The 21316-nt window shown below is 73.0% G+C and carries 19 protein-coding genes and 1 riboswitch; of the genes, 5 read left to right on the top strand and 14 right to left on the bottom strand.

Annotated elements, in window-relative coordinates:
* The first annotated feature begins 60 nt into the window (after positions 1–60).
* Positions 61–1401 (top strand): UDP-glucose dehydrogenase family protein, encoded by a 1341-nt coding sequence (locus BMY40_RS18590; protein WP_093660994.1) that lies wholly within the window; start codon positions 61–63, stop codon positions 1399–1401.
* A gap of 52 nt (positions 1402–1453) precedes the next feature.
* Here the strand turns inward: BMY40_RS18590 and BMY40_RS18585 are convergent, their stop codons facing one another.
* Entirely contained in the window at positions 1454–2017 is a 564-nt protein-coding gene (locus tag BMY40_RS18585) for a CGNR zinc finger domain-containing protein (protein WP_245770162.1), read from the bottom strand.
* A gap of 135 nt (positions 2018–2152) precedes the next feature.
* On the opposite strand from BMY40_RS18585, the gene BMY40_RS18580 reads away from it, so the two are divergent.
* On the top strand, positions 2153–2533 hold the full coding sequence (locus tag BMY40_RS18580; protein WP_093660990.1) for a VOC family protein: 381 nt from the start codon (positions 2153–2155) through the stop codon (positions 2531–2533).
* A 151-nt stretch (positions 2534–2684) separates the two neighbouring features.
* Here the strand turns inward: BMY40_RS18580 and BMY40_RS18575 are convergent, their stop codons facing one another.
* The 4 genes from BMY40_RS18575 to BMY40_RS18560 all read right to left on the bottom strand — a co-directional run bounded on the left by BMY40_RS18575 (position 2685) and on the right by BMY40_RS18560 (position 7400).
* Positions 2685–3989, bottom strand: coding sequence for a transglycosylase family protein (locus tag BMY40_RS18575; protein ID WP_093660988.1), 1305 nt, complete (start codon positions 3987–3989; stop codon positions 2685–2687).
* A 4-nt stretch (positions 3990–3993) separates the two neighbouring features.
* A riboswitch (cyclic di-AMP (ydaO/yuaA leader) is annotated at positions 3994–4168 on the bottom strand.
* A 319-nt stretch (positions 4169–4487) separates the two neighbouring features.
* Positions 4488–5684, bottom strand: coding sequence for a dipeptidase (locus BMY40_RS18570; protein ID WP_093660986.1), 1197 nt, complete (start codon positions 5682–5684; stop codon positions 4488–4490).
* 1 nt (position 5685) lies between these two features.
* Positions 5686–6237, bottom strand: coding sequence for a 5-(carboxyamino)imidazole ribonucleotide mutase (gene purE, locus BMY40_RS18565; protein WP_093660984.1), 552 nt, complete (start codon positions 6235–6237; stop codon positions 5686–5688).
* Entirely contained in the window at positions 6234–7400 is a 1167-nt protein-coding gene (locus BMY40_RS18560) for a 5-(carboxyamino)imidazole ribonucleotide synthase (protein ID WP_093660982.1), read from the bottom strand. The genes purE and BMY40_RS18560 overlap by 4 nt, the downstream gene beginning before the upstream one ends.
* Before the next feature lie 132 nt (positions 7401–7532).
* On the opposite strand from BMY40_RS18560, the gene BMY40_RS18555 reads away from it, so the two are divergent.
* Entirely contained in the window at positions 7533–8075 is a 543-nt protein-coding gene (locus BMY40_RS18555) for a GtrA family protein (protein WP_093660980.1), read from the top strand.
* Here BMY40_RS18555 and BMY40_RS18550 read toward each other — a convergent pair.
* Both BMY40_RS18550 and BMY40_RS18545 read right to left on the bottom strand, forming a co-directional pair.
* Positions 8001–9383: an ATP-binding protein gene (locus BMY40_RS18550; RefSeq protein WP_093660978.1), complete on the bottom strand. Its 1383-nt coding sequence runs from the start codon at positions 9381–9383 to the stop codon at positions 8001–8003. The two genes, BMY40_RS18555 and BMY40_RS18550, sit on opposite strands and share 75 nt — an antisense overlap.
* A gap of 144 nt (positions 9384–9527) precedes the next feature.
* Positions 9528–10205 carry a response regulator transcription factor gene (locus BMY40_RS18545; RefSeq protein WP_093660976.1) on the bottom strand — a complete coding sequence of 226 codons (678 nt, stop codon included), beginning with the start codon at positions 10203–10205 and terminating at the stop codon, positions 9528–9530.
* 415 nt (positions 10206–10620) lie between these two features.
* Between BMY40_RS18545 and BMY40_RS18540 the strand changes: the two genes are divergently transcribed.
* Positions 10621–12120 carry a peptide MFS transporter gene (locus BMY40_RS18540; protein WP_093660974.1) on the top strand — a complete coding sequence of 500 codons (1500 nt, stop codon included), beginning with the start codon at positions 10621–10623 and terminating at the stop codon, positions 12118–12120.
* A gap of 106 nt (positions 12121–12226) precedes the next feature.
* Here BMY40_RS18540 and BMY40_RS18535 read toward each other — a convergent pair whose 3' ends face one another.
* The 3 genes from BMY40_RS18535 to BMY40_RS18525 form a co-directional block, all read right to left on the bottom strand.
* Positions 12227–13012, bottom strand: a complete 786-nt coding sequence (locus BMY40_RS18535) for a hypothetical protein (RefSeq protein ID WP_093660972.1) — start codon at positions 13010–13012, stop codon at positions 12227–12229.
* 134 nt (positions 13013–13146) lie between these two features.
* Complete coding sequence (locus tag BMY40_RS18530; protein WP_093660970.1) at positions 13147–13662, bottom strand: ATP-binding protein; 516 nt, start codon at positions 13660–13662, stop codon at positions 13147–13149.
* Positions 13663–13904: 242 nt separating this feature from the next.
* On the bottom strand, positions 13905–14288 hold the full coding sequence (locus BMY40_RS18525; RefSeq protein WP_093661090.1) for an STAS domain-containing protein: 384 nt from the start codon (positions 14286–14288) through the stop codon (positions 13905–13907).
* Between the two features lie 256 nt (positions 14289–14544).
* Here BMY40_RS18525 and BMY40_RS18520 point away from each other — a divergent pair, with 256 nt between their 5' ends.
* On the top strand, positions 14545–15459 hold the full coding sequence (locus BMY40_RS18520; protein ID WP_093660968.1) for an RNA polymerase sigma factor SigF: 915 nt from the start codon (positions 14545–14547) through the stop codon (positions 15457–15459).
* A 179-nt stretch (positions 15460–15638) separates the two neighbouring features.
* Here the strand turns inward: BMY40_RS18520 and hutI are convergent, their stop codons facing one another.
* The 4 genes from hutI to hutU are packed head-to-tail and all read right to left on the bottom strand — an operon-like array spanning position 15639 to position 21263.
* Entirely contained in the window at positions 15639–16850 is a 1212-nt protein-coding gene (gene hutI / locus BMY40_RS18515; RefSeq protein ID WP_093660966.1) for an imidazolonepropionase, read from the bottom strand.
* A complete protein-coding gene (locus BMY40_RS18510) occupies positions 16850–18220 on the bottom strand; it encodes a formimidoylglutamate deiminase (protein ID WP_093661088.1) in 1371 nt (456 codons plus the stop codon). The genes hutI and BMY40_RS18510 overlap by 1 nt, the downstream gene beginning before the upstream one ends.
* A 47-nt stretch (positions 18221–18267) precedes the next feature.
* A complete protein-coding gene (locus tag BMY40_RS18505) occupies positions 18268–19512 on the bottom strand; it encodes an allantoate amidohydrolase (protein ID WP_093661087.1) in 1245 nt (414 codons plus the stop codon).
* A gap of 23 nt (positions 19513–19535) precedes the next feature.
* On the bottom strand, positions 19536–21263 hold the full coding sequence (gene hutU, locus BMY40_RS18500; protein ID WP_093660964.1) for a urocanate hydratase: 1728 nt from the start codon (positions 21261–21263) through the stop codon (positions 19536–19538).
* Positions 21264–21316 lie beyond the last annotated feature (53 nt).

Raw genomic sequence — 21316 nt, 5'->3', positions numbered from 1 at the left:
CCCCGGCAGCGGCCGGATATGCTCACGGGCAGCACCTCGCCCGCGTCCCAGGAGCAGTCCATGGCCCTCAGAATCACCGTGATCGGCACCGGTTACCTCGGCGCGACGCACGCCGCCGCCATGGCCGAGCTGGGCTTCGAGGTGCTGGGCCTGGATGTGGTGCCGGAGAAGATCGAGGCCCTGGCCGAGGGGCGGGCCCCGATGTACGAGCCCGGGCTGGAGGAGCTGCTGCGCCGCCATGTCGCAGGGATTGCGGGCTCGACCGGACGGCTGCGCTTCACCGCCTCCTGGGAGGAGGTGGGCGCGTTCGGGGACGTCCACTTCATCTGTGTGAACACCCCCCAGAAGCAGGGCGAGTACGCGTGCGACATGTCCTACGTGGACGGCGCGCTGGACTCCCTGGCCCCACACTTGACGCGGCCCGCCCTGGTGGTGGGCAAGTCCACGGTGCCGGTGGGCAGCGCGGACCGGCTGGCGAGGCGGCTGGCGGAGCTGGCCCCGGCGGGCGACGCGGTGGAGCTGGCGTGGAATCCGGAGTTCCTGCGCGAGGGCTTCGCCGTGGAGGACACCCTGCGCCCGGACCGCATCGTGGTGGGGGTGCGCTCGGCGCGCGCGGAGGAGCTGCTGCGCGAGGTGTACGCGAAGCCGGTGGCCGAGGGCTCGCCGTTCGTCGTCGCCGACTTCCCGACGGCGGAGCTGGTGAAGACCGCCGCGAACTCCTTCCTGGCCACCAAGATCTCGTTCATCAACGCCATGGCCGAGGTCTGCGAGGCGGCCGGCGGCGACGTGGTGAAGCTGGCGGAGGCCATCGGGTACGACGACCGGATCGGGCGGAAGTTCCTGCGCGCCGGGATCGGTTTCGGCGGCGGCTGCCTGCCCAAGGACATCCGTGCGTTCATGGCGCGGGCGGGCGAGCTGGGCGCCGACCAGGCGCTGACGTTCCTGCGCGAGGTGGACTCGATCAACATGCGCCGCCGCTCCCACATGGTGGAGCTGGCCCGCGAGACGGTCGGCGGCACGTTCCTGGGGCAGCGCGTGGCGGTGCTGGGGGCGACCTTCAAGCCGGACTCCGACGACGTACGGGACTCGCCGGCGCTGAACGTCGCGGGCCAGATCCACCTGCAGGGCGGGCAGGTGACGGTCTACGACCCCAAGGGCATGGAGAACGCCCGGCGGGTCTTCCCCACCCTGGGCTACGCGGACAGCGTGCCGGAGGCGGTGCGGGGGGCGGACGTGGTGCTGCACCTGACGGAGTGGCGCGAGTTCAGGGAGCTCGACCCGGAGGCGCTGGGCCAGGCCGTGGCGCACAAGCGCATCCTGGACGGCCGCAACACCCTCGATCCGGCCCTGTGGCGCAAGGCGGGCTGGTCCTTCCGCGCGCTGGGCCGGCCGACGGCGTAGGGCCCGCTCCCCGCCTGCGGGCTTCCGGCTGCGGGAGCCCGCCGGGGGCGGCTCAGTCCCCGGACGACCGCCGTGCGCGGTACGTCCGCATCTTCGCCCGGCTGCCGCAGACGGCCATGGTGCACCAGCGCCTGCGGCCTGCCGGGCTCCTGTCGTAGTACGCCCAGCGGCAGTCGTGCGCCTCGCACACCTTCAGGCGGGACCAGGTGCCGTCGGCCGCCGCGGCGAAGACGGCGGCGGCCACGGCCGCGGTGAGCGCCGCCGCCGCGGTGCGCGCCCCGGCGGGGCGGAGCGCCGCCGCGCCATCCTCGTCCAGGGTGAGGACCAGAGGCGCGTCCTCCAGCAGCGCGGCCAGCCGGTCCGCCGTCTCCTTCGGCATGCGCGCGCCGGTGTGGGCCAGGCATGCGGCGCGCAGGCCCTCGCGCAGCCGGATGACATCCGGAAGGTCCCGTTTGGCCGGTGGCGGTCCGGTCAACCCGTGTTCGTGCACGAGCGCTGCGAGGCCGTCCGCGGTGGCGAGGGCGTCGGCGTCCGTCTCCACGTCCAGGGTGTTGATCAGATCCCTCACCAGGCGGAGTCCCGGCGGCGTGGGATCCCGCTCCTCGGGTCGTTCCACACCTGCCACGTTACCGGCCTTGCCCCGTTACCGACAGAACGCCATCATGGGGTAACTCGTTACCGCTTGAAGCCGTAAACAGGTAACAGAGCGGGTGACGGGGAAGTGATCCACGGCACAGGAGGGAAGAGCACCATGGCCATCACCACGCTGCGGGACGTCGTCGTACTGGACTGCCCGGAACCGGGGAAGCTCGCCGACTTCTACGCACGGATGCTGGGCGGGAAGGTCGAGGGCGAGGGCAGGTGGGTGGAGGTGACGTTCGACTCGGGCGCCCTGAAGGGCCGGACGTTCGCCTTCCAGGAGGCGCGCGGGTACGTGCCGCCGCAGTGGCCGAGCGCCGAGCGTTCGCAGCAGTTCCACCTCGACTTCTACGTGCCCCGCGAGGAGTTGGACGCGGCCGAGCGGGAGGCGCTGGAACTGGGGGCCGAACTCCTCCAGGGCGACGGGGGCGAGCGCGACTTCCGCGTCTACCGGGACCCGGCCGGACACCCCTTCTGCCTCTGCGTGGAGTGAACCGGCCGCCCGCGAGGGCCCGGTGGGGCAGGGCGCCGGGGTGAGGGAACGAAGAAGAGGCGGGCGGGGCGGGGGTGTTCGCACACCCCTGCCCCGCCCGCCTCCCGACCGGCTCCGGACTCGGGGACCGGGCCGGAGGGGGTCAGGACCCTCAGATGCTGACGCCGTTGGCCCGCAGGTAGGCCAGCGGGTCGATGTCCGAGCCGTAACCGGGTGCGGTACGGATCTCGAAGTGCAGGTGCGGACCGGTGCTGTTGCCGGTGGAGCCGACGGCGCCGATCTGCTGGCCGGTGTTGACCGTCTGGCCGGCGCTGACCGACAGCGAGGACAGGTGGCCGTACTGGCTGTACCGGCCGTCGCTGTGGCGGATGACGACCTGGTTGCCGTAGGCCCCGCCCCAGCCGGCGGAGACCACGGTGCCGCTGGTGACGGCCTTCACCGGGGTGCCGGAGGCGGCGGCGAAGTCCTCACCGGTGTGGCCGTTGGACCAACGGGCACCGGAGGCCTTGTAGGAGCCGGACGGAGCGGCGTTCACCGGGGCGGTGTAGCCGGTGACCGCACCGCGGTCGCTGCGGTCGGCACGCTCGGCCGACTGCTGCACGGCCTCGGCCTTCTCGGCCTTGGGGGCTGCCTTCTCGGTCTTCTCGGCCTTCGGGGCCGGCTTGGCCTCGGGCTTGGCCGCGGCCTTCTGCTGGGTGGCGGCGCCGCCCAGGGTGAGCTCCTGACCCGGGAAGATCAGGTTCGGGTTGTCGCCGATGACCTGGCGGTTGTCCTCGTAGATGCGCTCCCAGCCGCCCTGGACGTCCTGGGCGGCGGCGATCTTGAAGAGGGTGTCGCCGCCGACGACCTCGTAGGAGGTGCCCTCGCCGGTGCCGTGGTCGTGGCTGTGGCCGTGGGCGCGCTCGCCGCGGTCCGCGCGCTGCGGCGCGGCCTGGCTCTTCTGCTGCTTCGGCTCGGCCTCGGGCTTGGCCTCAGCCTTGACCTCGGGCTTGGCCTCGGCCTTCGGAGCGGCCGGGGCCTGCTCCTTCTGCTCGGTGGGGTTGCTCTGGCCGTCGGGGGAGACGGCCGGGGCGGGACCGCCCTTGGTCAGGCCGGCCTTGACCGAGCACACGGGCCAGGCGCCCGGGCCCTGCCCCGCCAGCACCTTCTCGGCGACGGCGATCTGCTGGTCCTTGGTGGCGAGGTCGGCGCGCGGCGCGTACTGGGTACCACCGAAGGCGGCCCAGGTGCTCTGCGTGAACTGCAGGCCGCCGTAGAAGCCGTTGCCGGTGTTGATGCTCCAGTTGCCCGTGCTCTCGCACTGGGCGACCTTGTCCCAGGTCTCGACGGAGGCGGCGTTGGCTCCGCCGGCGGCCATCAGGGGAAGGGCCATGCCGGCGCCGCTCACGGAGATGGCGAGCGACAGGCGGGTGAGACGGCTGTTGCGCATACGACGGTGACGTCCGCGTGCGGACATAGGTGTGCTCCTTCTCCTACGCCTGCGAGGTGAGCTGTCGGGTTCGGGCTGGAGTTGCCCGGCCATGTGTGCCGCGGCGCGTGGCGCGGCATGGCTTCACCCCAAGCCGTCCCGTATGGCCCGGGACGGCGACTTACCTTGGGTCCCCCGCTCCTGTCATCGGGTGGTGTGGATGGTCCAGCCCGCCGCCGTTGACAGGATTCGGCGTTCGACAGCGGGCCGCCGCACATTCGTACGGCACGGCCAGAACGGTAGACACATCGTTTCCGCCGATACAAGCCGATGGGTCACAGGACGCCCGTTTCGAAGGCTTTGATGATCGTCAGATCGTCACCGTCTGCTGCGTTCACTTCCCGAAGAGTGGCGGAACCCGGCTCTGACGCGTTGTCACTTTTTCCCACTGCCAGGCATGATGACGCAGAAGGCCCTCCTCCGGCACGCAGAGCGACGTACCGGGGAGGGCCGGCTCGTGAGTTGAATCACGAGGAGGTCAAGGAGCTATCCGTCGAGCTGCCCGATGGTGGCGATCGACGGGCCGCGCCTGGTCCGCTCGTGGCGGGCGACCGCCTCCGCGTCGCGCAGCACGCGCACCGCGTTCTTCCAGGTGAGCTTGGCGAGGTCGGCCTCGGACCAGCGACGGTCCAGCAACTCGGCCACCAGATGCGGATATCCGGACACATCACTCAGATCGGACGGGGTGAAGGCCGTGCCGTCGAAGTCGCCGCCGATGCCGATGTGGTCGATGCCCGCGACCTCGCGCATGTGGTCCAGGTGGTCGGCGACCGTCGCCGCCGTGGCGACCGGGCGCGGGTTGGCCTCCTCGTACGCGCGCTGGACCGCCAGGCCCCTCTCGCTGCCGTCCAGGGGGTGAAGGCCGTGGGCGCGCATGTTCTCGTCGGCGGCCTCGGTCCAGGCGACGGCGGCGGGCAGCACGAACTTCGGCACGAATGTGGCCATCGCCACACCGCCGTTGACCGGAAGCCGCTCCAGCACGTCGTCGGGGATGTTGCGCGGGTGGTCGCACACCGCGCGGGCCGAGGAGTGCGAGAAGACCACCGGCGCCGTCGTCACGCGCAGGGCGTCGCGCATGGTGGCGGGCGCCACATGGGAGAGGTCCACCAGCATCCCCAGCCGGTTCATCTCCCGCACGACCTCCTCGCCGAAGCGGGTCAGGCCGTCGTGGCGCGGGGTGTCGGTGGCCGAGTCCGCCCAGTCGATGGTGTCGTTGTGGGTGAGTGTCATGTAGCGCACACCCAGCCGGTACAGGGCGCGCAGTGTGGCCAGGGAGTTGTTGATGGAGTGGCCGCCCTCGGCGCCCATCAGGGAGGCGATGCGGCCCTCGGCGCGGGCCGCCTCCATGTCGTCGGCGGTGAAGGCGAGCCTGAGGTCGGCCGGATGGCGGTCGGCCAGCCGCCGCACCACGTCGATCTGCTCCAGACAGGCGCTGACGGCGGCGTCGCCGGTCAGGTCGGTGCGCACGTAGACCGACCAGAACTGCGCCCCCACCCCGCCCGCGCGCAACCGCGGGATGTCGGTGTGCAGATGGGCCGACTGGTCCCCGGCGATGTCGCGCCGGTCCAGGTCGTACGCCACCTGCTCGCGCAGCGCCCACGGCAGGTCGTTGTGGCCGTCGGCGACGGGATGGGCCTCCAGCAGCTCCCTGGCCCGCGCCAGCAGCTCGGCGGAGTGACCCATCTCACCTGCCCCCGAAGCCGAAACCGGCGCCGCCCGCGGCGACCTTGCCCCGCAGCCGCCGGCCCTTCTCCCTCGCCTGGTCCTTCAGCTCCGCCTGGAACCGCTCCATGCGCTCGCGCAGCTCCTCGTCGTGGGCCGCCAGGATGCGGACCGCCAGCAGGCCCGCGTTGCGCGCGCCGCCGACCGAGACCGTGGCGACCGGGACCCCGGCGGGCATCTGGACGATGGACAGCAGGGAGTCCATGCCGTCCAGGTGCCGCAGCGGCACGGGGACGCCGATCACCGGCAGCGGCGTGACGGAGGCGAGCATGCCCGGCAGGTGGGCCGCTCCCCCGGCGCCGGCGATGACCGCCTTCAGCCCGCGTCCGGCCGCCTCGTCGCCGTAGGCGATCATCTCGTGCGGCATGCGGTGGGCGGAGACGACGTCGACCTCGTAGGGGACCTCGAACTCGTCCAGGGCCTCGGCCGCGGCCTCCATGACGGGCCAGTCCGAGTCGGATCCCATGACGATCCCCACGACGGGGGCGGATGCGGGGCTGGGGGCGTTGCTCATTCGGTGATGGTCCCTCGCAGATAGGCGGCGGCGTGGGCGGCGCGCTCGCGTACGTCCGCCAGGTCGTCGCCGTAGGTGTTGACGTGGCCGACCTTGCGGCCGGGCTTCACGTCCTTGCCGTACATGTGGATCTTCAGCCGCGGGTCGCGGGCCATGCAGTGCAGATAACCCTGGTACATGTCGGGGTAGTCGCCGCCGAGCACGTTGGCCATCACCGTCCAGGGCGCGCGGGGGCGCGGGTCGCCCAGCGGCAGGTCGAGCACGGCCCGCAGGTGGTTGGCGAACTGGGAGGTGACCGCGCCGTCCTGGGTCCAGTGGCCGCTGTTGTGCGGGCGCATGGCCAGCTCGTTGACCAGGACGCGGCCGTCGCGGGTCTCGAACAGCTCCACCGCCAGGTGCCCGGTCACACCCAGCTCCTTCGCGATCGTCAGCGCCGTCTCCTGGGCGTGGGCCGACAGCTCCGGCGACAGGCCGGGGGCCGGGGCGATCACCGTGTCGCACACGCCGTCCACCTGGATCGACTCCACCACCGGGTAGGCCACGGCCTGGCCGTGCGGGGAGCGCACCACGTTGGCCGCCAGCTCGCGGACGTAGTCCACCTTCTCCTCGGCCAGCACCGGCACGCCCGCCCGGAACGGCTCGGCGGCCTCGGCCTCGGAGGACACCACCCACACGCCCTTGCCGTCGTAGCCGCCGCGGACGGTCTTGAGGACGACCGGCCAGCCCTCCTCCCGCGCGGCTCCCTCCCCCGCGGCTCCTTCCCCCGCGAACCGCGTGACGTCGGCCGGGTCCGCCACGATCCGGTGCCGGGGACAGGGAATGCCGATCTCGCTCAGCCGCGCCCGCATCACGCCCTTGTCCTGCGCGTGCACCAGCGCGTCGGGCCCGGGTCGCACCGGGATGCCCTCCGCCTCCAGGACGCGCAGGTGCTCGGTGGGCACGTGCTCGTGGTCGAACGTGATCACGTCGCAGCCGCGGGCGAAGTCGCGCAGGGTGTCCAGATCGCGGTAGTCGCCGACGACGACGTCGCGGACCACCTGGGCCGCGGAGTCCTGGGGAGTGTCGCTGAGCAGCCTGAACCTGATGCCGAGGGGGATGCCCGCCTCGTGCGTCATCCGCGCGAGCTGTCCGCCGCCGACCATGCCGATCACAGGAAATGTCACGTCCGTAGCCTATCGGCCGGACGGCGGGTACCCGGCGCGGTACGGGGCCGTGACTAGCATGGCGGACCAGGACGCGACGGCGGGCCCCGCGGGGCCGCGCGAGAGCCGAGAGAACGGGGCGAGTGGGTCACTATGGGTGAACGGCGCGCACTGCGCTCCAGGCTGCTGCGGCTACGGCGCGAGCTGGCCAAGTTCGGCACGGTGGGGGCCTTCGGCTTCCTCGTCAACGTGGCCGTCTTCAACCTCTGCATCCACGGCCTGGGCCTGGCGCCGGTGCGCTCGGGAGTGATGGCGACCGCGGTCGCCATCGGGACCAACTACCTGGGCAACCGCTACTGGACCTACCGGCACACCGACAAGAGCCGGATGCACCGCGAGGCCGGCCTGTTCATGCTGTTCAGCGGCGTCGGCCTGGTGATCGAGAACGGTGCGCTGGCCATCTCGCACTACGGCCTGGGCCTCACCTCGCCGCTGGCCGACAACGTCGCCAAGAACTTCGTCGGCCTCGGCATCGCCACGGTCTTCCGCTTCTGGGCGTACCGCACCTGGGTCTTCCGCGGGGCTTCGCGGGCGCGCGGGGAATCCGGTGCGCGGGCCGCTTCAATTCCCCGCCGGCGGATCGTCGGCCTCGCGGCTGAGGAAGAGAGCGAAGACCGGCGGGCGCTGCTGAAGTAGCTCCAGGCGTCCCCCGTCGGCCTCCGCCAGGTCGCGGGCGACGGCCAGCCCCAGGCCCGTGGAGTTGCGCCCGCTGACCGTGCGCTCGAACACCCGCGCCCCCAGCTCCGGATCGACGCCCGGCCCCTCGTCCGTCACCTCGACCACCACCTGGTTCCCGGCGATCCGGGTACGCAGCGCGACCGCGCCGCCACCGTGCATCAGCGCGTTCTCGATGAGCGTGGCCAGCACCTGGGCCACCGCCCCCGGTGTGCCCACCGCCCGCAGTCCCTGGCGGCCGGAGCGGACGATGGCCCGGCCCGCCTTGCGGTACGCCGGGCGCCACTCCTCGATCTGCTGCTTGACCACCTCGTCCAGGTCGAAGCCCACGGCGGAGCCCGAGCGGGGGTCGCGCGAGTTCGTCAGCAGCCGCTGCACCACGTCGGTCAGCCGCTCCACCTGTGCGAGTCCGACCAGCGCCTCCTCCCGGATGGTGGAGGCGGCCGCCCTGTCGGTGGCGGCTGTCCCGGTGGTCCCGGCGGTCCCGGTGGTCCCGGCGGTGCTTCCGGTGTCCCTGTTGCCAGTGGTGCCGATGGTGTCGGCGGTGCCGTTGGCGGCGGCCTCGATGGCGTCGGCCGCCGCGACGATCTCCTCCAGCCGCATGGACAGCGCGGTCAGGGGGGTGCGGAGCTGGTGGGAGGCGTCCGCGGCCAGCCGCCGCTCGGCGGTGAGCATCCTGGCGATCCGCTCGGCGCTGGCGTCCAGCACGTCCGCCACCCGGTCCAGCTCGGGGACGCCGTAGCGCCGGTGGCGCGGGCGGGGATCGCCGGAGCCGAGGCGCTCGGCGGTCTCGGCGAGGTCGGTGAGGGGGGCCGCGACGCGGCGGGCCTGCTGTACGGCCAGCAGCACCGCCGCTATCACCGCCAGCAGCGCCACCGCCAGGATGATCAGCAGGGTCCGGCCCACCTCCTCGCGGACCCGGTCGTCGTCCTGCCTGACGGTGACGGTGACGCCGCCCGGCTCGGCGGCCCGGCCCTCGATGGCCCCCTCGCCGGGGCGCTCGCCCAGCTCGATGGGGGGCTGCCCGGGCAGCTCGATGCGGACGTGGCGGTCCTGGGGGACCTGGGAGCGCATGGAGGCGGCGGTCACGCTCTCCTCGGCGACCAGGCGGCTCTCGACGACCGAGACCAGCCGCGCGGCGTCGGAGCGGACGCTCTCGTGGGCGCTCTCCTCGATGGTGCGGGTCTCGACGATCACCAGGGAGACCCCGAAGACCGCGATCACGACGAGGACCACGGCCAGCGTGGAGTTGATCAGACGTCTGCGCATGGCGGCGCCGGCCCTTCGGGGTCTTGCGGTGGTCTTCGGCGGTCTTGCGGTCTTCGGGGGTTCTCGGGTGTCTTCTCGGGGTCTTCGGGGGCCCGCGGTGCTCTCCGGCGGGCCGGTGCGGACCCTTGCGGGACCCGGCGGCCGTCAGTCCTTCTCGAAGCGGAAGCCGACGCCGCGCACCGTGGCGATGTAGCGGGGGTTGGCCGCGTCGTCGCCGAGCTTCTTGCGCAGCCAGGAGATGTGCATGTCGAGGGTCTTCGTCGACGACCACCAGGTGGTGTCCCAGACCTCCCGCATCAGCTGGTCGCGGGTGACGACGCGGCCGGCGTCGCGCACCAGCACCCGCAGCAGGTCGAACTCCTTCGCCGTGAGCTGGAGCTCCTCGTCCCCCATCCACGCCCGGTGCGACTCGACGTCGATGCGCACACCGTGGGTGGCGGCGGGCTGCGCGGGCTCGACGGCGCCCCGCCGCAGCAGGGCCCGCACCCGGGCGAGCAGCTCGGCCAGCCGGAACGGCTTGGTGACGTAGTCGTCGGCGCCGGCGTCCAGGCCGACGACGGTGTCCACCTCGTCGGCGCGCGCGGTCAGCACCAGGACGGGGAAGGTGTGCCCCTCGTTGCGCAGCCGGCGGCAGACCTCCAGTCCGTCCATGCCGGGCAGACCGAGGTCGAGCACGACCAGGTCGATGTCGCCGTGCTGGCCTGCGTCGAGCGCGCCGGGGCCGTCCTCGCGCACCTCGACCTCGTACCCTTCGCGGCGCAGGGCTCGGGCCAGCGGCTCCGAGATGGAGGCGTCATCCTCGGCGAGCAGTACTCGGGTCATGGCCCGATGGTAGACCTCGCGGCGGCGGCCCCCGCAGGCCCGCGGGGAACCGGGCGGTGCCCGTCCGGTTCCCGGAAGGGCGTGTGACATGCGCCTCTCGCCGCCCGCCGGTCGCGGGGTGCGCGGTGGACGGTGGCGTACCCTGACCGAGGCGCCGTCCGGGACCGGCTGCCTCCGGCGCGGTCAGGCGCCGGGGCCCGCCGTCGAGGAGCTCCCGTACACACCCGTACGCAGGGGCCGTCCCGGAAGCCGGCCCGTCCGCGACCCGCAGGGTCCGGACGCGCGGCGGCGCCGCAGGAACCGTCGGCCGGGAACGGGCACGCGCGCACGGGGGCGCGAAGCCGGAGCCGACCACCCGCCCCGGGCGCGTGCGCACCACATCGCGCGCGTCCTGACCGAGCAAGGAACCACCACCATGGCGTCCAGCCTGACGAAGGACTCCGCCGGTACCACCGGCAAGACCTTCTTCGGCCACCCCCGCGGTCTGGCCACACTCTTCATGACGGAGATGTGGGAGCGCTTCTCCTGGTACGGAATGCGCGCCATCCTCGTCCTCTACCTGATCGCGGGCGTACTCGAAGGCCCCCTCGCGGGCCGTGAGGCCCTCGCCGCGGCGATCTACGGCGTCTACAACGCCGTCGTCTACATGGCCGCCATGCCCGGCGGCTGGGTCGCCGACCGCCTGTGGGGCGCCCGCAAGGCGGTCCTGGTCGGCGGCATCGTCATCGCGCTGGGCCACTACACGCTGGCGATCCCGTCCGACGTGGCGTTCTTCGTCGGACTCGGCCTGATCGCGGTCGGCACCGGCCTGCTCAAGCCGAACATCTCCGCGATGGTCGGCGGCCTCTACGAGGGCCAGTCCAGCGCCCGCCGCGACGCCGGATTCACGATCTTCTACATGTCGATCAACATCGGCGCCATGTTCGCGCCGCTGGTGGTCGGCTACCTCGGCGAGAACGTCGACTGGCACCTGGGCTTCGCCGTCGCCGGCGTCGGCATGACGCTGGCCGTGGTCCAGTACGTCCTGGGCGGCCGCCACCTCGGCGACGTGGGCCGCCACCCCGGCACCCCGGCCACTCCCGAGGAGAAGCGCTCGGTGCTGCGCAAGGTCGCGCTGTGGACCGGTCTGGCCGTCGCGGCGCTGCTGGTGGACCTGGCGCTGGGCACGTACGACATCGAGCACATCGTCAACTTCCTGGCCGTCCTCGGCGTCGTCGTCCCCGTCCTGTACTTCGCCTCGATGTACCGGAACCCGGAGCTGACCGAGCAGGACCGCCCGCGCGTCAAGGCGTTCGTGTGGTTCTTCGTCACCGCCGTGCTGTTCTGGATGATCTACGACCAGTCCGGTTCGCTGCTGACGATCTTCGCGAACAACGACACCGACCGCATGATCGGCGGCTGGGAGTTCCCGGCCTCCTGGTTCCAGTCGGTCAACCCGGTCATGATCATCATCCTGGCGCCGGCCTTCGCGACCCTGTGGGTGTGGCTGGCCAAGCGCGACAGCGAGCCCAGCGCCCCGATGAAGTTCGCCCTGGCGATGCTCCTCATCGGCGGTTCCTTCGGCCTGATGGGCCTGGCGGGCGCCGCCGCGGCGAACAGCGAGACCGGCAAGGTCACCGTCTTCTGGCTGCTGAGCGTCTACCTGCTGCAGACCCTCGGCGAGCTGTGCCTGTCCCCGGTGGGCCTGTCGCTGTCGACGAAGCTGGCCCCGAAGCAGTTCGTCGGCCAGATCATGGGCCTGTGGTTCCTCGCCACCGCCACCGGCAACGCCCTCAACGGCTGGGCGACCCAGCTCAACGAGCCGATGGGCGACGCGGCGTACTACACCATGTGGGGTCTGGTCGCCGTGGCCGCGGGCTTCGCCTTCATGACGGCGGGCAAGCGGATCCGGGCACTGATGGGCGGCGTGAGGTAACGCTCCCGGAGCCCGGCGCACCGTACGGAGCGAGCCGGGTCCCGGTCCTGTGGCAGGACCGGGACCCGGCTCGCCGGCTCTGCGCGCGGATCGGGCCGGGGCGGGGTCAGGCCCCGGCCTCCTCGAACGCCTTCCACTGGGCCAGCACCAGGTCGTCCGGCACCGGGCCCGGGTCGTCGAGGGAGAGCGCCTCCAGACGGAAGGAGAGCGTGGTCGAGCCCGAGCGGACCACCGTCAGATACTCGGTCAGGACCAGCTCCTCGTCCTTCACATCGCCGATCCGCAGCCGGTACGCCACGGCCTCGTCGCCCACCTCGGGCGCACCGACCGGCTCGACGGAGCGGTAGACGGCCTTCGCCAGCACCCGCTCCTCCGTGAAGCCGCCGGCGCACTCGGTGCCCGCCCTCCGCAGCGCCGAGAGCACCCTGGCCGCCCCGCCCGGCCCGTAGGAGCGCAGCTGCACCGCGACGCTCCGGCCCGTGGGGCCCTCGCCGAGGTCGTCCAGCTCCACATCCCGGTGCACCTCGGCCACGGGATCGTCGTCGACGGCCCCCGCGGCCAGGCTGACCAGCGGCTGGCACTCGGCACGGTCGGCGCGGTACTCCATCAGGTCCCACAACGGCTCCTCCGTGTCCGGGGAGACCTGGTAGGAGGCCGCCGTGCCGCCCGCCTCGAAGGCGGCGGCCTCCAGGCGTTCGCGCCCTGCCTCACTCGCGGCGGACCCGTCCGCCTCCTCCGCCGCGGAGGACGGGGAGGGTCCTGCTCCGCCGGCTTCCCGGGAGCCGCCCCCGCCACCGCCGTCACCGCCGCAGGCCGTCGCCGCCAGCACCAGCGCGAGCGCCGCGGCCGGCAGGCCGATCCGTCTCCGTACGGCAGCCGCCGTCCCGTCCATGTGCCCCACCCCTGGTCGTTCGCGGTCCGCACTCCGCCGGGCGTGCCCGGACACGAGTGCGCCGAGTCCCGAGCGGGACCCGGCGGTGGGGATCGTACTTCCGGAGAGGCCGGCGGGTGGGGACGGCCGGACCCTCAGTCCGCGTCCGGCCCGGCCAGTTCGGCCCAGACCGTCTTCCCGGCCGTACCGTCCGGATGGCGCACCACGCCCCAGTCCAGGCAGAGCCGCTGGACGATGAACATGCCGTGCCCGCCGGGCCGCCCGGGGCGGTGCGGGGTACGGGGCGAGGGGAGGCCGGCGCCGCGGTCGGCCACCTCGATCCTCAGCAGTTTGGGGCCGCAGCCTATGCGCACCTCTTCGGGCCCGTCGGCGTGCAGGCAGGCGTTCGTCACCAGCTCGGAGACCACGAGCAGGGCGTCTTCGGCGGCGGCGCGCTGCTCGGGGCCGGCCGCGGGCAGCCAACCCCAGTCGTGAAGCGCCTGACGGGTGAAGTCACGAGCACGGGGGACCGCACCGCTCGCCCCCATGAGCCGCAGCCGTCGTACCTGGCGCATCTCGCGCACCTGACCGACCGGTGCGGCTGCGGTCGCGGCGGTGCCCTCCGGCTCCGGGCCGCGGTCGCCCGCCGGTTGCGGCCGGGTGGTGCTCATCAGTGCTTCACCTCACCGGTTGACCAGTTCGTCGGTCTTCGCCTGGTCTGCGAACAACTGTTTCGGAGGGATTTCAGGGAGTCTCCTGCCCTGCGGGGGCGGGAGAACACCCATCTGTCGGGACGGAATCGCGCTCCGGCGTAACACTCTGGTCACGGGCCGGTACGCGGGCGGTCGGCACGGTCGGCCCGCCCACACGCCGGGGACCGCGCCACCGGGACCGAACCGCCGGAGCCGCGCCATCAGGACTGCGCGGTCTCCTTCAGTGCGTCGGCCAGGCTCTCGTGCAGGGCGAACACGCCGTCGGCCCCTGTGATCTCGAACACCCTCGCGACGACCGGGCGCATTCCGGCCAGATGGATCCCGCCTCCGGCCGCCTCGGCCTTCAGCCTGGCGCCCAGGAGGACGTTGAGCCCGGTGGAGTCGCAGAACTCCAGCTTCGAGCAGTCCACGACGAGCAGCTTCTCGCCGTCCTCCAGCGAGCGCTCCAGCGGTTCTCGCAGCAGATCGGCGGTGTGGTGGTCGAGTTCGCCGTCAGGCGTCACCACCAGGCTCGCGCCGTGGCGCTGTACGTCGACCGTCAGTCGACCCCGGTGGCTGGTGCTGCCGGGCACCCCGCGGTCCATGTACACCCCTTCAACATTCCCAGTAACCGATCACTGCCGTCCGGAGATGGACGTTCGAACCCTACGCCCTTACAGCCGCAACCGGTAGCCGCGCAACCAGCACATTGGGGCATATTCGGGCAACCAGCACTTGCCATCCTCCCTCGGGAGCAGGTAGGCGTAGGAGGGACCACTAAAACACGTCGGCTTGGAGGCGCCGCACCCCGTAGTGCAGGAACGGCTTCGGCAGCCATATGCCGATAACGATGGAGGCACCATGTCACCCCGGCTCGACGGATCGCCCATCACGTCGTCGGTCGTCCCGCCCGAGCAGTTCGGGAGCGGGTTCCCGGAGGTCGGCCCGGAGCAGGCGGAGAGCCTGTCCGGTCTGCTCGGCCTGCCCGACATCCCGCCGTACGACGAGGTGGGGCCGCTGGACGCGCGAGCCCTTTCCAAGACCCTCTTCGAGCGTCTGGAGACGCTGCGGGAGGGCACGCACGAGTACGCGTACGTCCGCAACACCCTGGTCGAGCTGAACCTCGCGCTGGTGAAGTTCGCCGCCGCCCGGTTCCGTTCCCGCAGCGAGCCGATGGAGGACATCGTCCAGGTCGGCACCATCGGCCTGATCAAGGCGATCGACCGGTTCGAGATCGGCCGCGGAGTCGAGTTCCCGACCTTCGCCATGCCGACGATCGTGGGCGAGATCAAGCGCTTCTTCCGCGACACGTCCTGGTCCGTCCGCGTTCCCAGGCGTCTCCAGGAACTCCGTCTGGACCTGGCCAAGGCCGGTGACGAGCTCGCCCAGCAGCTCGACCGCTCCCCGACCGTCGGCGAACTGGCCGACCGTCTGGGTCTGAGCCGGGAGGAGGTGGTCGAGGGCATGGCCGCGAGCAACGCGTACACCGCCAGCTCCCTCGACGCCCAGCCCGACGAGGACGAGACCGAGGGCGCGCTCGCCGACCGCATCGGCTACGAGGACCACGGGCTGGAGGGAATCGAGTACGTGGAGTCCCTCAAGCCGCTGATCGCCGAACTCTCGCCGCGTGATCGCAGAATCCTCTCCCTCCGCTTCGTGGCGAACATGACCCAGTCCGAGATCGGCGAGGAACTGGGCATCTCCCAGATGCACGTGTCCCGGCTGCTCTCGCGGACGCTGGGCAGGCTCCGCAAGGGGCTGCTGGTCGAGGAGTGAGCCACTCCCGTCCGACCTGACGGGTGCCCCGTTCCATCACCCTTATGGGCGACAGGAATCACTCTTTCGGTCTTTGACCCGCCCTTGACCTTCGAGGGACCTCCGGGGCCCCGTACGGGGATCACATCCCCGTACGGGCCCCTCGGCGTGCGGGCCCGCCGACGGCGCGGACCGCCCGCTCACAGCACGCGCGTACCGCGCTGCCAGACCGCCGCGACCAGCGGTACGCCGGGCCGGTAGGCCAGGTGGACGTGCGAGGGCGCGTCCAGGAGCACCAGATCGGCGCGGGCGCCGGGGGTGATCCGGCCGATGTCGATGCGGCGCAGGGCCGCGGCGCCGCCCGCGGTCGCGGACCAGACCGCCTCGTCGGGCGTCATGCCCATCTCACGGACGGCGACCGCGACGCAGAAGGGCATGGAGCTGGTGTACGACGATCCCGGGTTGCAGTCGGTGGACAGCGCGACGGTGACGCCGGCGTCCAGCAGGCGCCGGGCGTCGGGGTAGGGCGAGCGGGTGGAGAACTCGCAGCCGGGCAGCAGCGTGGCGACCGTGCGGCTGCCGGCGAGGGCGTCCACATCGGCGTCCGTGAGGTGGGTGCAGTGGTCGGCGGAGGCGGCGTCCAGCTCCACGGCGAGCCGCACGCCGGGCCCGGGTCCGAGCTGGCCCGCGTGGACGCGCGGGACCAGGCCGTGGGCGATCCCGGCGGTGAGGACGGCGCGGGCCTGGTCGCCGTCGAAGGCACCCCGCTCGCAGAAGACGTCCACCCAGCGGGCGTAGCGGGCGCAGGCGGCCAGCATGGGGCCGGTGACGAGGTCCACGTAGCCGTCCGGGTCACCGGCGTACTCCGGGGGCACCACATGGGCGCCGAGGTAGGTGACCTCGTCCACGTGGTCGTCGGCGATGCGCAGGGCGCGCGCCTCGTCCTCGGTGGTGAGGCCGTAGCCGGACTTGGTCTCCAGGGTGGTGGTGCCCTGCCGCAGCGCCTCCCGGACGTGGCGGGCCAGGTTCGCGGCGAGCTGCTCGTCGGTGGTCCGGCGGGTGGCCTCGACGGTGGTGCGGATGCCGCCGGCGGAGTAGGGGCGGCCGGACATGCGCGCGCCGAACTCCTCGGTGCGGTCGCCGCCGAAGAGCAGATGGGAGTGGGAGTCGACGAAGCCGGGGATCATCGCCCGGCCGCCCGCGTCGACGCGACTGTCGGTGGCGGGTGCCTCACTTTCCGCACCGACCCAGGCGATGCGGTCGCCCTCGATGACGACGGCCGCGTCCCGGATAAGGCCGAGCGGGGTGTCCTCGGCGGCTTCGGAGGAGTGGTGGTCGTTGGTGACCAGGGCGGCGATGCGGGTGACGAGGGTGCTGGTGGTGGTGTCGAGGGGGGTGGTCGGGGTGCTCATCAGCGGGCTGCTCCTTGCTGGATGGCTTCCGCCAGGGCCGCGGGGACGTCCGGCACGCTCCGGTGTACCCCGTCGCGCACCACATGGCGACCACCGACGACCGTGTGGCGTACGTCCGCCGCGGTGGCGGCGAACACGGCCGTCTCCGCCCCCAGCCGGGGCGGCGGCCCGGCGGTGCGCACCGTGTCCAGGGCTACGGTGGCGAAGTCGGCGAGCCGGCCTGCCTCCAGCCGTCCCGCCTCCGGCCAGCCGATCGCCGCCTGACCGAACTCCGTTGCGGAGCGCAGCAGTTGGGACGCCGTCCAGTGGCCGCGGGCGCGGGTGCGCAGCCGCTCGTCCAGTTCCATGGCGCGGGCCTCCTCCAGCAGGTCGATCACGGCGTGGCTGTCGCTGCCCAGGCACAGCGGCGAGCCCGCCCGCATCAGGGCGGCGGCCGGGCCGATGCCGTCGGCGAGATCGCGTTCGGTGGTGGGGCACATGCACACCCGGGTGCCGGAGTCGCCCAGGAGGGCGATGTCGGCGTCGGTGAGGTGGGTGGCGTGGACGGCGGTGGTGCGGGGGCCGAGCACGCCGTGGTCGGCCAGCAGCCGGGTGGGGGTGCGGCCGTGGACGGCCAGGCAGGCGTCGTTCTCGGCGGGCTGCTCGGAGAGGTGGACGTGCAGGGGAGCGTCCCGTTCCCGGGCCCAGTCGGCGACGGCGCCCAGTTCGGCGGCGGGCACGGCGCGCACCGAGTGGATCGCGGCGCCCACGCGGGCGTGGTCGCCCGGCGGCCGCAGGGCCGCGGCCCGCTCGGCCCAGGCGGCGGCGCTGCCGTCGCCGAAGCGGAGCTGGTGGCGGTCCGGGGCGCCGCCCCGGCGGGCGGAGAGGAGGCCGGAGGCCAGGTAGCAGGTGTCGAGGAGGGTGATGCGGACGCCGGCTTCGCCGGCGGCCGCCATCAGGGCGTGCCCCATGGCGTTGGGGTCCTCGTAGGGGGTGCCGCCGGGGGCGTGGTGCAGGTAGTGGAACTCGCCGACGGCCGTGATGCCGGCCAGCGCCATCTCGGCGTAGACGGCCCGGGCCAGGGCGAAGTAGCTCTCGGGGGTGAGGCGGTCGGCGACGGAGTACATCACCTGCCGCCACGTCCAGAACGTGCCGGAGCCGATCTGCACGGTGCCGCGCAGGGCTCGGTGGAAGGCGTGGGAGTGCGCGTTGGCCAGGCCGGGGACGGTCAGGCCGCGCAGCGGCTCGGTGCCGGGCGGCGGGGCGGGCACCCCGGTGCGTACGGCGGTGATCCGGCCGCCGGCCGTCTCGATCACCGTGCCGGGCTCGACGGTGCCGCCGATCCAGGCGTACTCGGCCCAGTACGCGGACCCGGGGGACGGTGAACAGATGGCCGGTGGCTCGGGGGCCGACGGGCCGGGGGCCGGGGAGCGGGGGGTCACGGGCACGCCAGGTCCTCCAGCACGTCGGCCAGTGCCCGCACCCCGGCGACGCAGTCGTCCTCCTCGGCCGACTCCGCGGGCGAGTGCGATACGCCGGTGGGGTTGCGCACGAAGAGCATGGCAGTGGGGATCTCGGCGGAGAGGATGCCCGCGTCGTGCCCCGCGCCGGTGGGCAGCACCGGCGCGCCGCCGAGCCGGGCCGCGATGCGGTCGCGCAGTCCGTGGGCGAACTCCACCACGGGCGTGGCGGACTCCCGGGTGACGGCCACCCGCACCCCGTCGCGCACGCCGCGCTCGGCGGCCGAGCGCTCGATCTCGGCGACGACGGCGGCCAGGGTCTCCTCGTCGGGCGCGCGGGAGTCCAGCCAGCCACGCACCAGGGAGGCGATGGCGTTGACGCCGTTCGGCTCGACGGCGACCTTGCCGAAGGTGGCCAGCGCCCCGGCCAGCCGGGCCTTCTTCCGGGCGGCCAGAACGGTGTTGGCGTAGGTGAGCATCGGGTCGCGGCGGTCCTCCAGACGGGTGGTCCCGGCGTGGTTGGCCTCGCCGTGGAAGTCGAACCGCCAGCGGCCGTGCGGCCAGATCGCGGAGGCGACGCCCACCGCGCGCCCGCCGGCGGGCGCGCCGTCCGCGCCGTCCGCGGCGAGGGCCCCCTCCGCGGCGAGGTTGCGGCCCTGCTCGATGTGGAGCTCGACGAACGCGCCGATACGGGCGAGCCGTTCGGGGTCGGGCCCGATGGCGTCGGGGTCGTGCCCGGCGCGCTCCATGGCCTGCGGCAGCGAGACGCCGGAGTCGTCGCGCAGCTCCCGGGCCTGCTCGGCGGTGAGCTGTCCGGCGGCCAGCCGGGAGCCGACGCAGGCGAGGCCGAAGCGGGCGCCCTCCTCGTCGGCGAAGTTGACCACCGCCAGCGGCCGGGCCGGGCGTACACCCCTGCCGTGCAGCTCGTCGAGGGCGGCGAAGGCCGACACCACGCCCAGCGGCCCGTCGAAGGCGCCGCCGTCGGGCACGGAGTCCAGGTGCGAGCCGGTCACCACGGCGTCCCCGGCAGCCCTGGCAGTCCCGTCGGAGCCTTCCAGCCAGGCCCACTGGTTGCCGTTGCGGTCCGTCTCGTACGCCAGTCCGCGTGCCTCGGCCTGCTCGCGGAACCACGCCCGGCACTCGGCGTCCGCGCCGGTCCAGGCGTGGCGCCGGTAGCCGCCGGTGGCCGCCGACCGTCCGACGGGCAGCAGCTCCCGCCACATCTCGTGGAAGGAGGCGCCCGGCCTCACCGGGCGCTCCCGGATCCGCCGCCGGGTTCGCCGCCGCCCGCGCCGTCCTCGCCGCCCTCGCGCATCGGGACGCGCACCCCGCGCTCCGCGGCGACCTCCTCCGCGCGCTCGTACCCGGCGTCCACATGGCGGATGACGCCCGTGCCCGGGTCGTTGGTGAGCACCCGGCGGATCTTCTCCCCGGCCAGCGGCGTGCCGTCGGCGACGGTGACCTGCCCGGCGTGGATCGAGCGCCCCATCCCGACGCCGCCGCCGTGGTGGATGGAGACCCAGGAGGCGCCGGACGCCACGTTGACCATGGCGTTGAGCAGCGGCCAGTCGGCGATGGCGTCGGAGCCGTCGAGCATGGCCTCGGTCTCGCGGTACGGCGAGGCCACCGAGCCGCAGTCCAGGTGGTCGCGGCCGATGGCCAGGGGGGCGGAGATCTCGCCGGAGGCCACCATGTCGTTGAAGCGCTCCCCGGCCCGGTCGCGCTCCCCGTAGCCGAGCCAGCAGATGCGGGCGGGCAGGCCCTGGAAGTGCACCCGCTCCCCGGCCATCCGGATCCAGCGGGCCAGGGACTCGTTCTCGGGGAAGAGGTCGAGTACGGCGCGGTCGGTGGCGGCGATGTCCGCGGGGTCGCCCGAGAGCGCGGCCCAGCGGAAGGGGCCCCTGCCCTCGCAGAACAGCGGCCGGATGTAGGCGGGTACGAAGCCGGGGAAGGCGAACGCCCTGTCGTATCCGGCAAGTTGCGCTTCTCCGCGGATGGAGTTGCCGTAGTCGAAGACCTCGGCGCCGGCGTCCTGGAAGCCGACCATCGCCTCCACGTGGCGGGCCATCGACTCCCGTGCCCGCGCGGTGAAGTCGGCGGGCTTCTCGGCGGCGTAGGAGGCCATGTCCGCGAAGTCGACACCCAGCGGCAGGTAGGCCAGCGGATCGTGGGCGGAGGTCTGGTCGGTGACGATGTCGACCGGCGCGCCCATGGCCAGCAGGCGCGGCACCGCGTCGGCGGCGTTGCCCAGCACCCCGATCGACAGCGGGCGCCGGGCGTCGCGGGCCTCGGTGGCGAGCCGCAGGGCGTGGTCGAGGGATTCGGCGCGCACGTCGAGGTAGCGGTGCCCGATGCGGCGCTCGATGGCCCGCGGGTCGCAGTCGACGCAGATGACGACGCCGCCGTTCATGGTGACCGCCAGCGGCTGGGCGCCGCCCATGCCGCCGAGTCCGGCGGTGAGGGTGATCGTCCCGGCCAGCGAGCCGCCGAAGCGCTTGGCGGCGACGGCGGCGAAGGTCTCGTAGGTGCCCTGGAGGATGCCCTGGGTGCCGATGTAGATCCACGAGCCGGCCGTCATCTGGCCGTACATGGTGAGCCCGAGCGCCTCCAGGCGGCGGAACTCCTCCCAGTTGGCCCAGTCGCCCACCAGGTTGGAGTTGGCGATCAGCACGCGCGGCGCCCACTCGTGGGTGGTCAGCACGCCGACCGGGCGGCCCGACTGGACGAGCATCGTCTCGTCCGGTCCCAGGGTGGTGAGGGTGCGGACCATGGCGTCGAAGGAGCGCCAGTCGCGGGCGGCCTTGCCGGTGCCGCCGTAGACGACGAGCTTCTCGGGATGCTCGGCGACCTCGGGGTCGAGGTTGTTCCGCAGCATCCGCAGGGCGGCCTCCTGCTGCCAGCCCCGGGCGGTCAGCCCGGAGCCGCGCGGGGCCCGTACGGTTCGCGGCCCTGAGGGCTCTGAGAGGTCTGCCATGGTCCCCTGCCTCCGGAATTGAATTGGTTACTACATCAACTCTATTCGCTGAA

This window comes from Streptomyces radiopugnans, assembly GCF_900110735.1.
Lineage (GTDB): Bacteria > Actinomycetota > Actinomycetes > Streptomycetales > Streptomycetaceae > Streptomyces > Streptomyces radiopugnans.
This window is presented reverse-complemented; position numbering and strand designations above follow the sequence as displayed.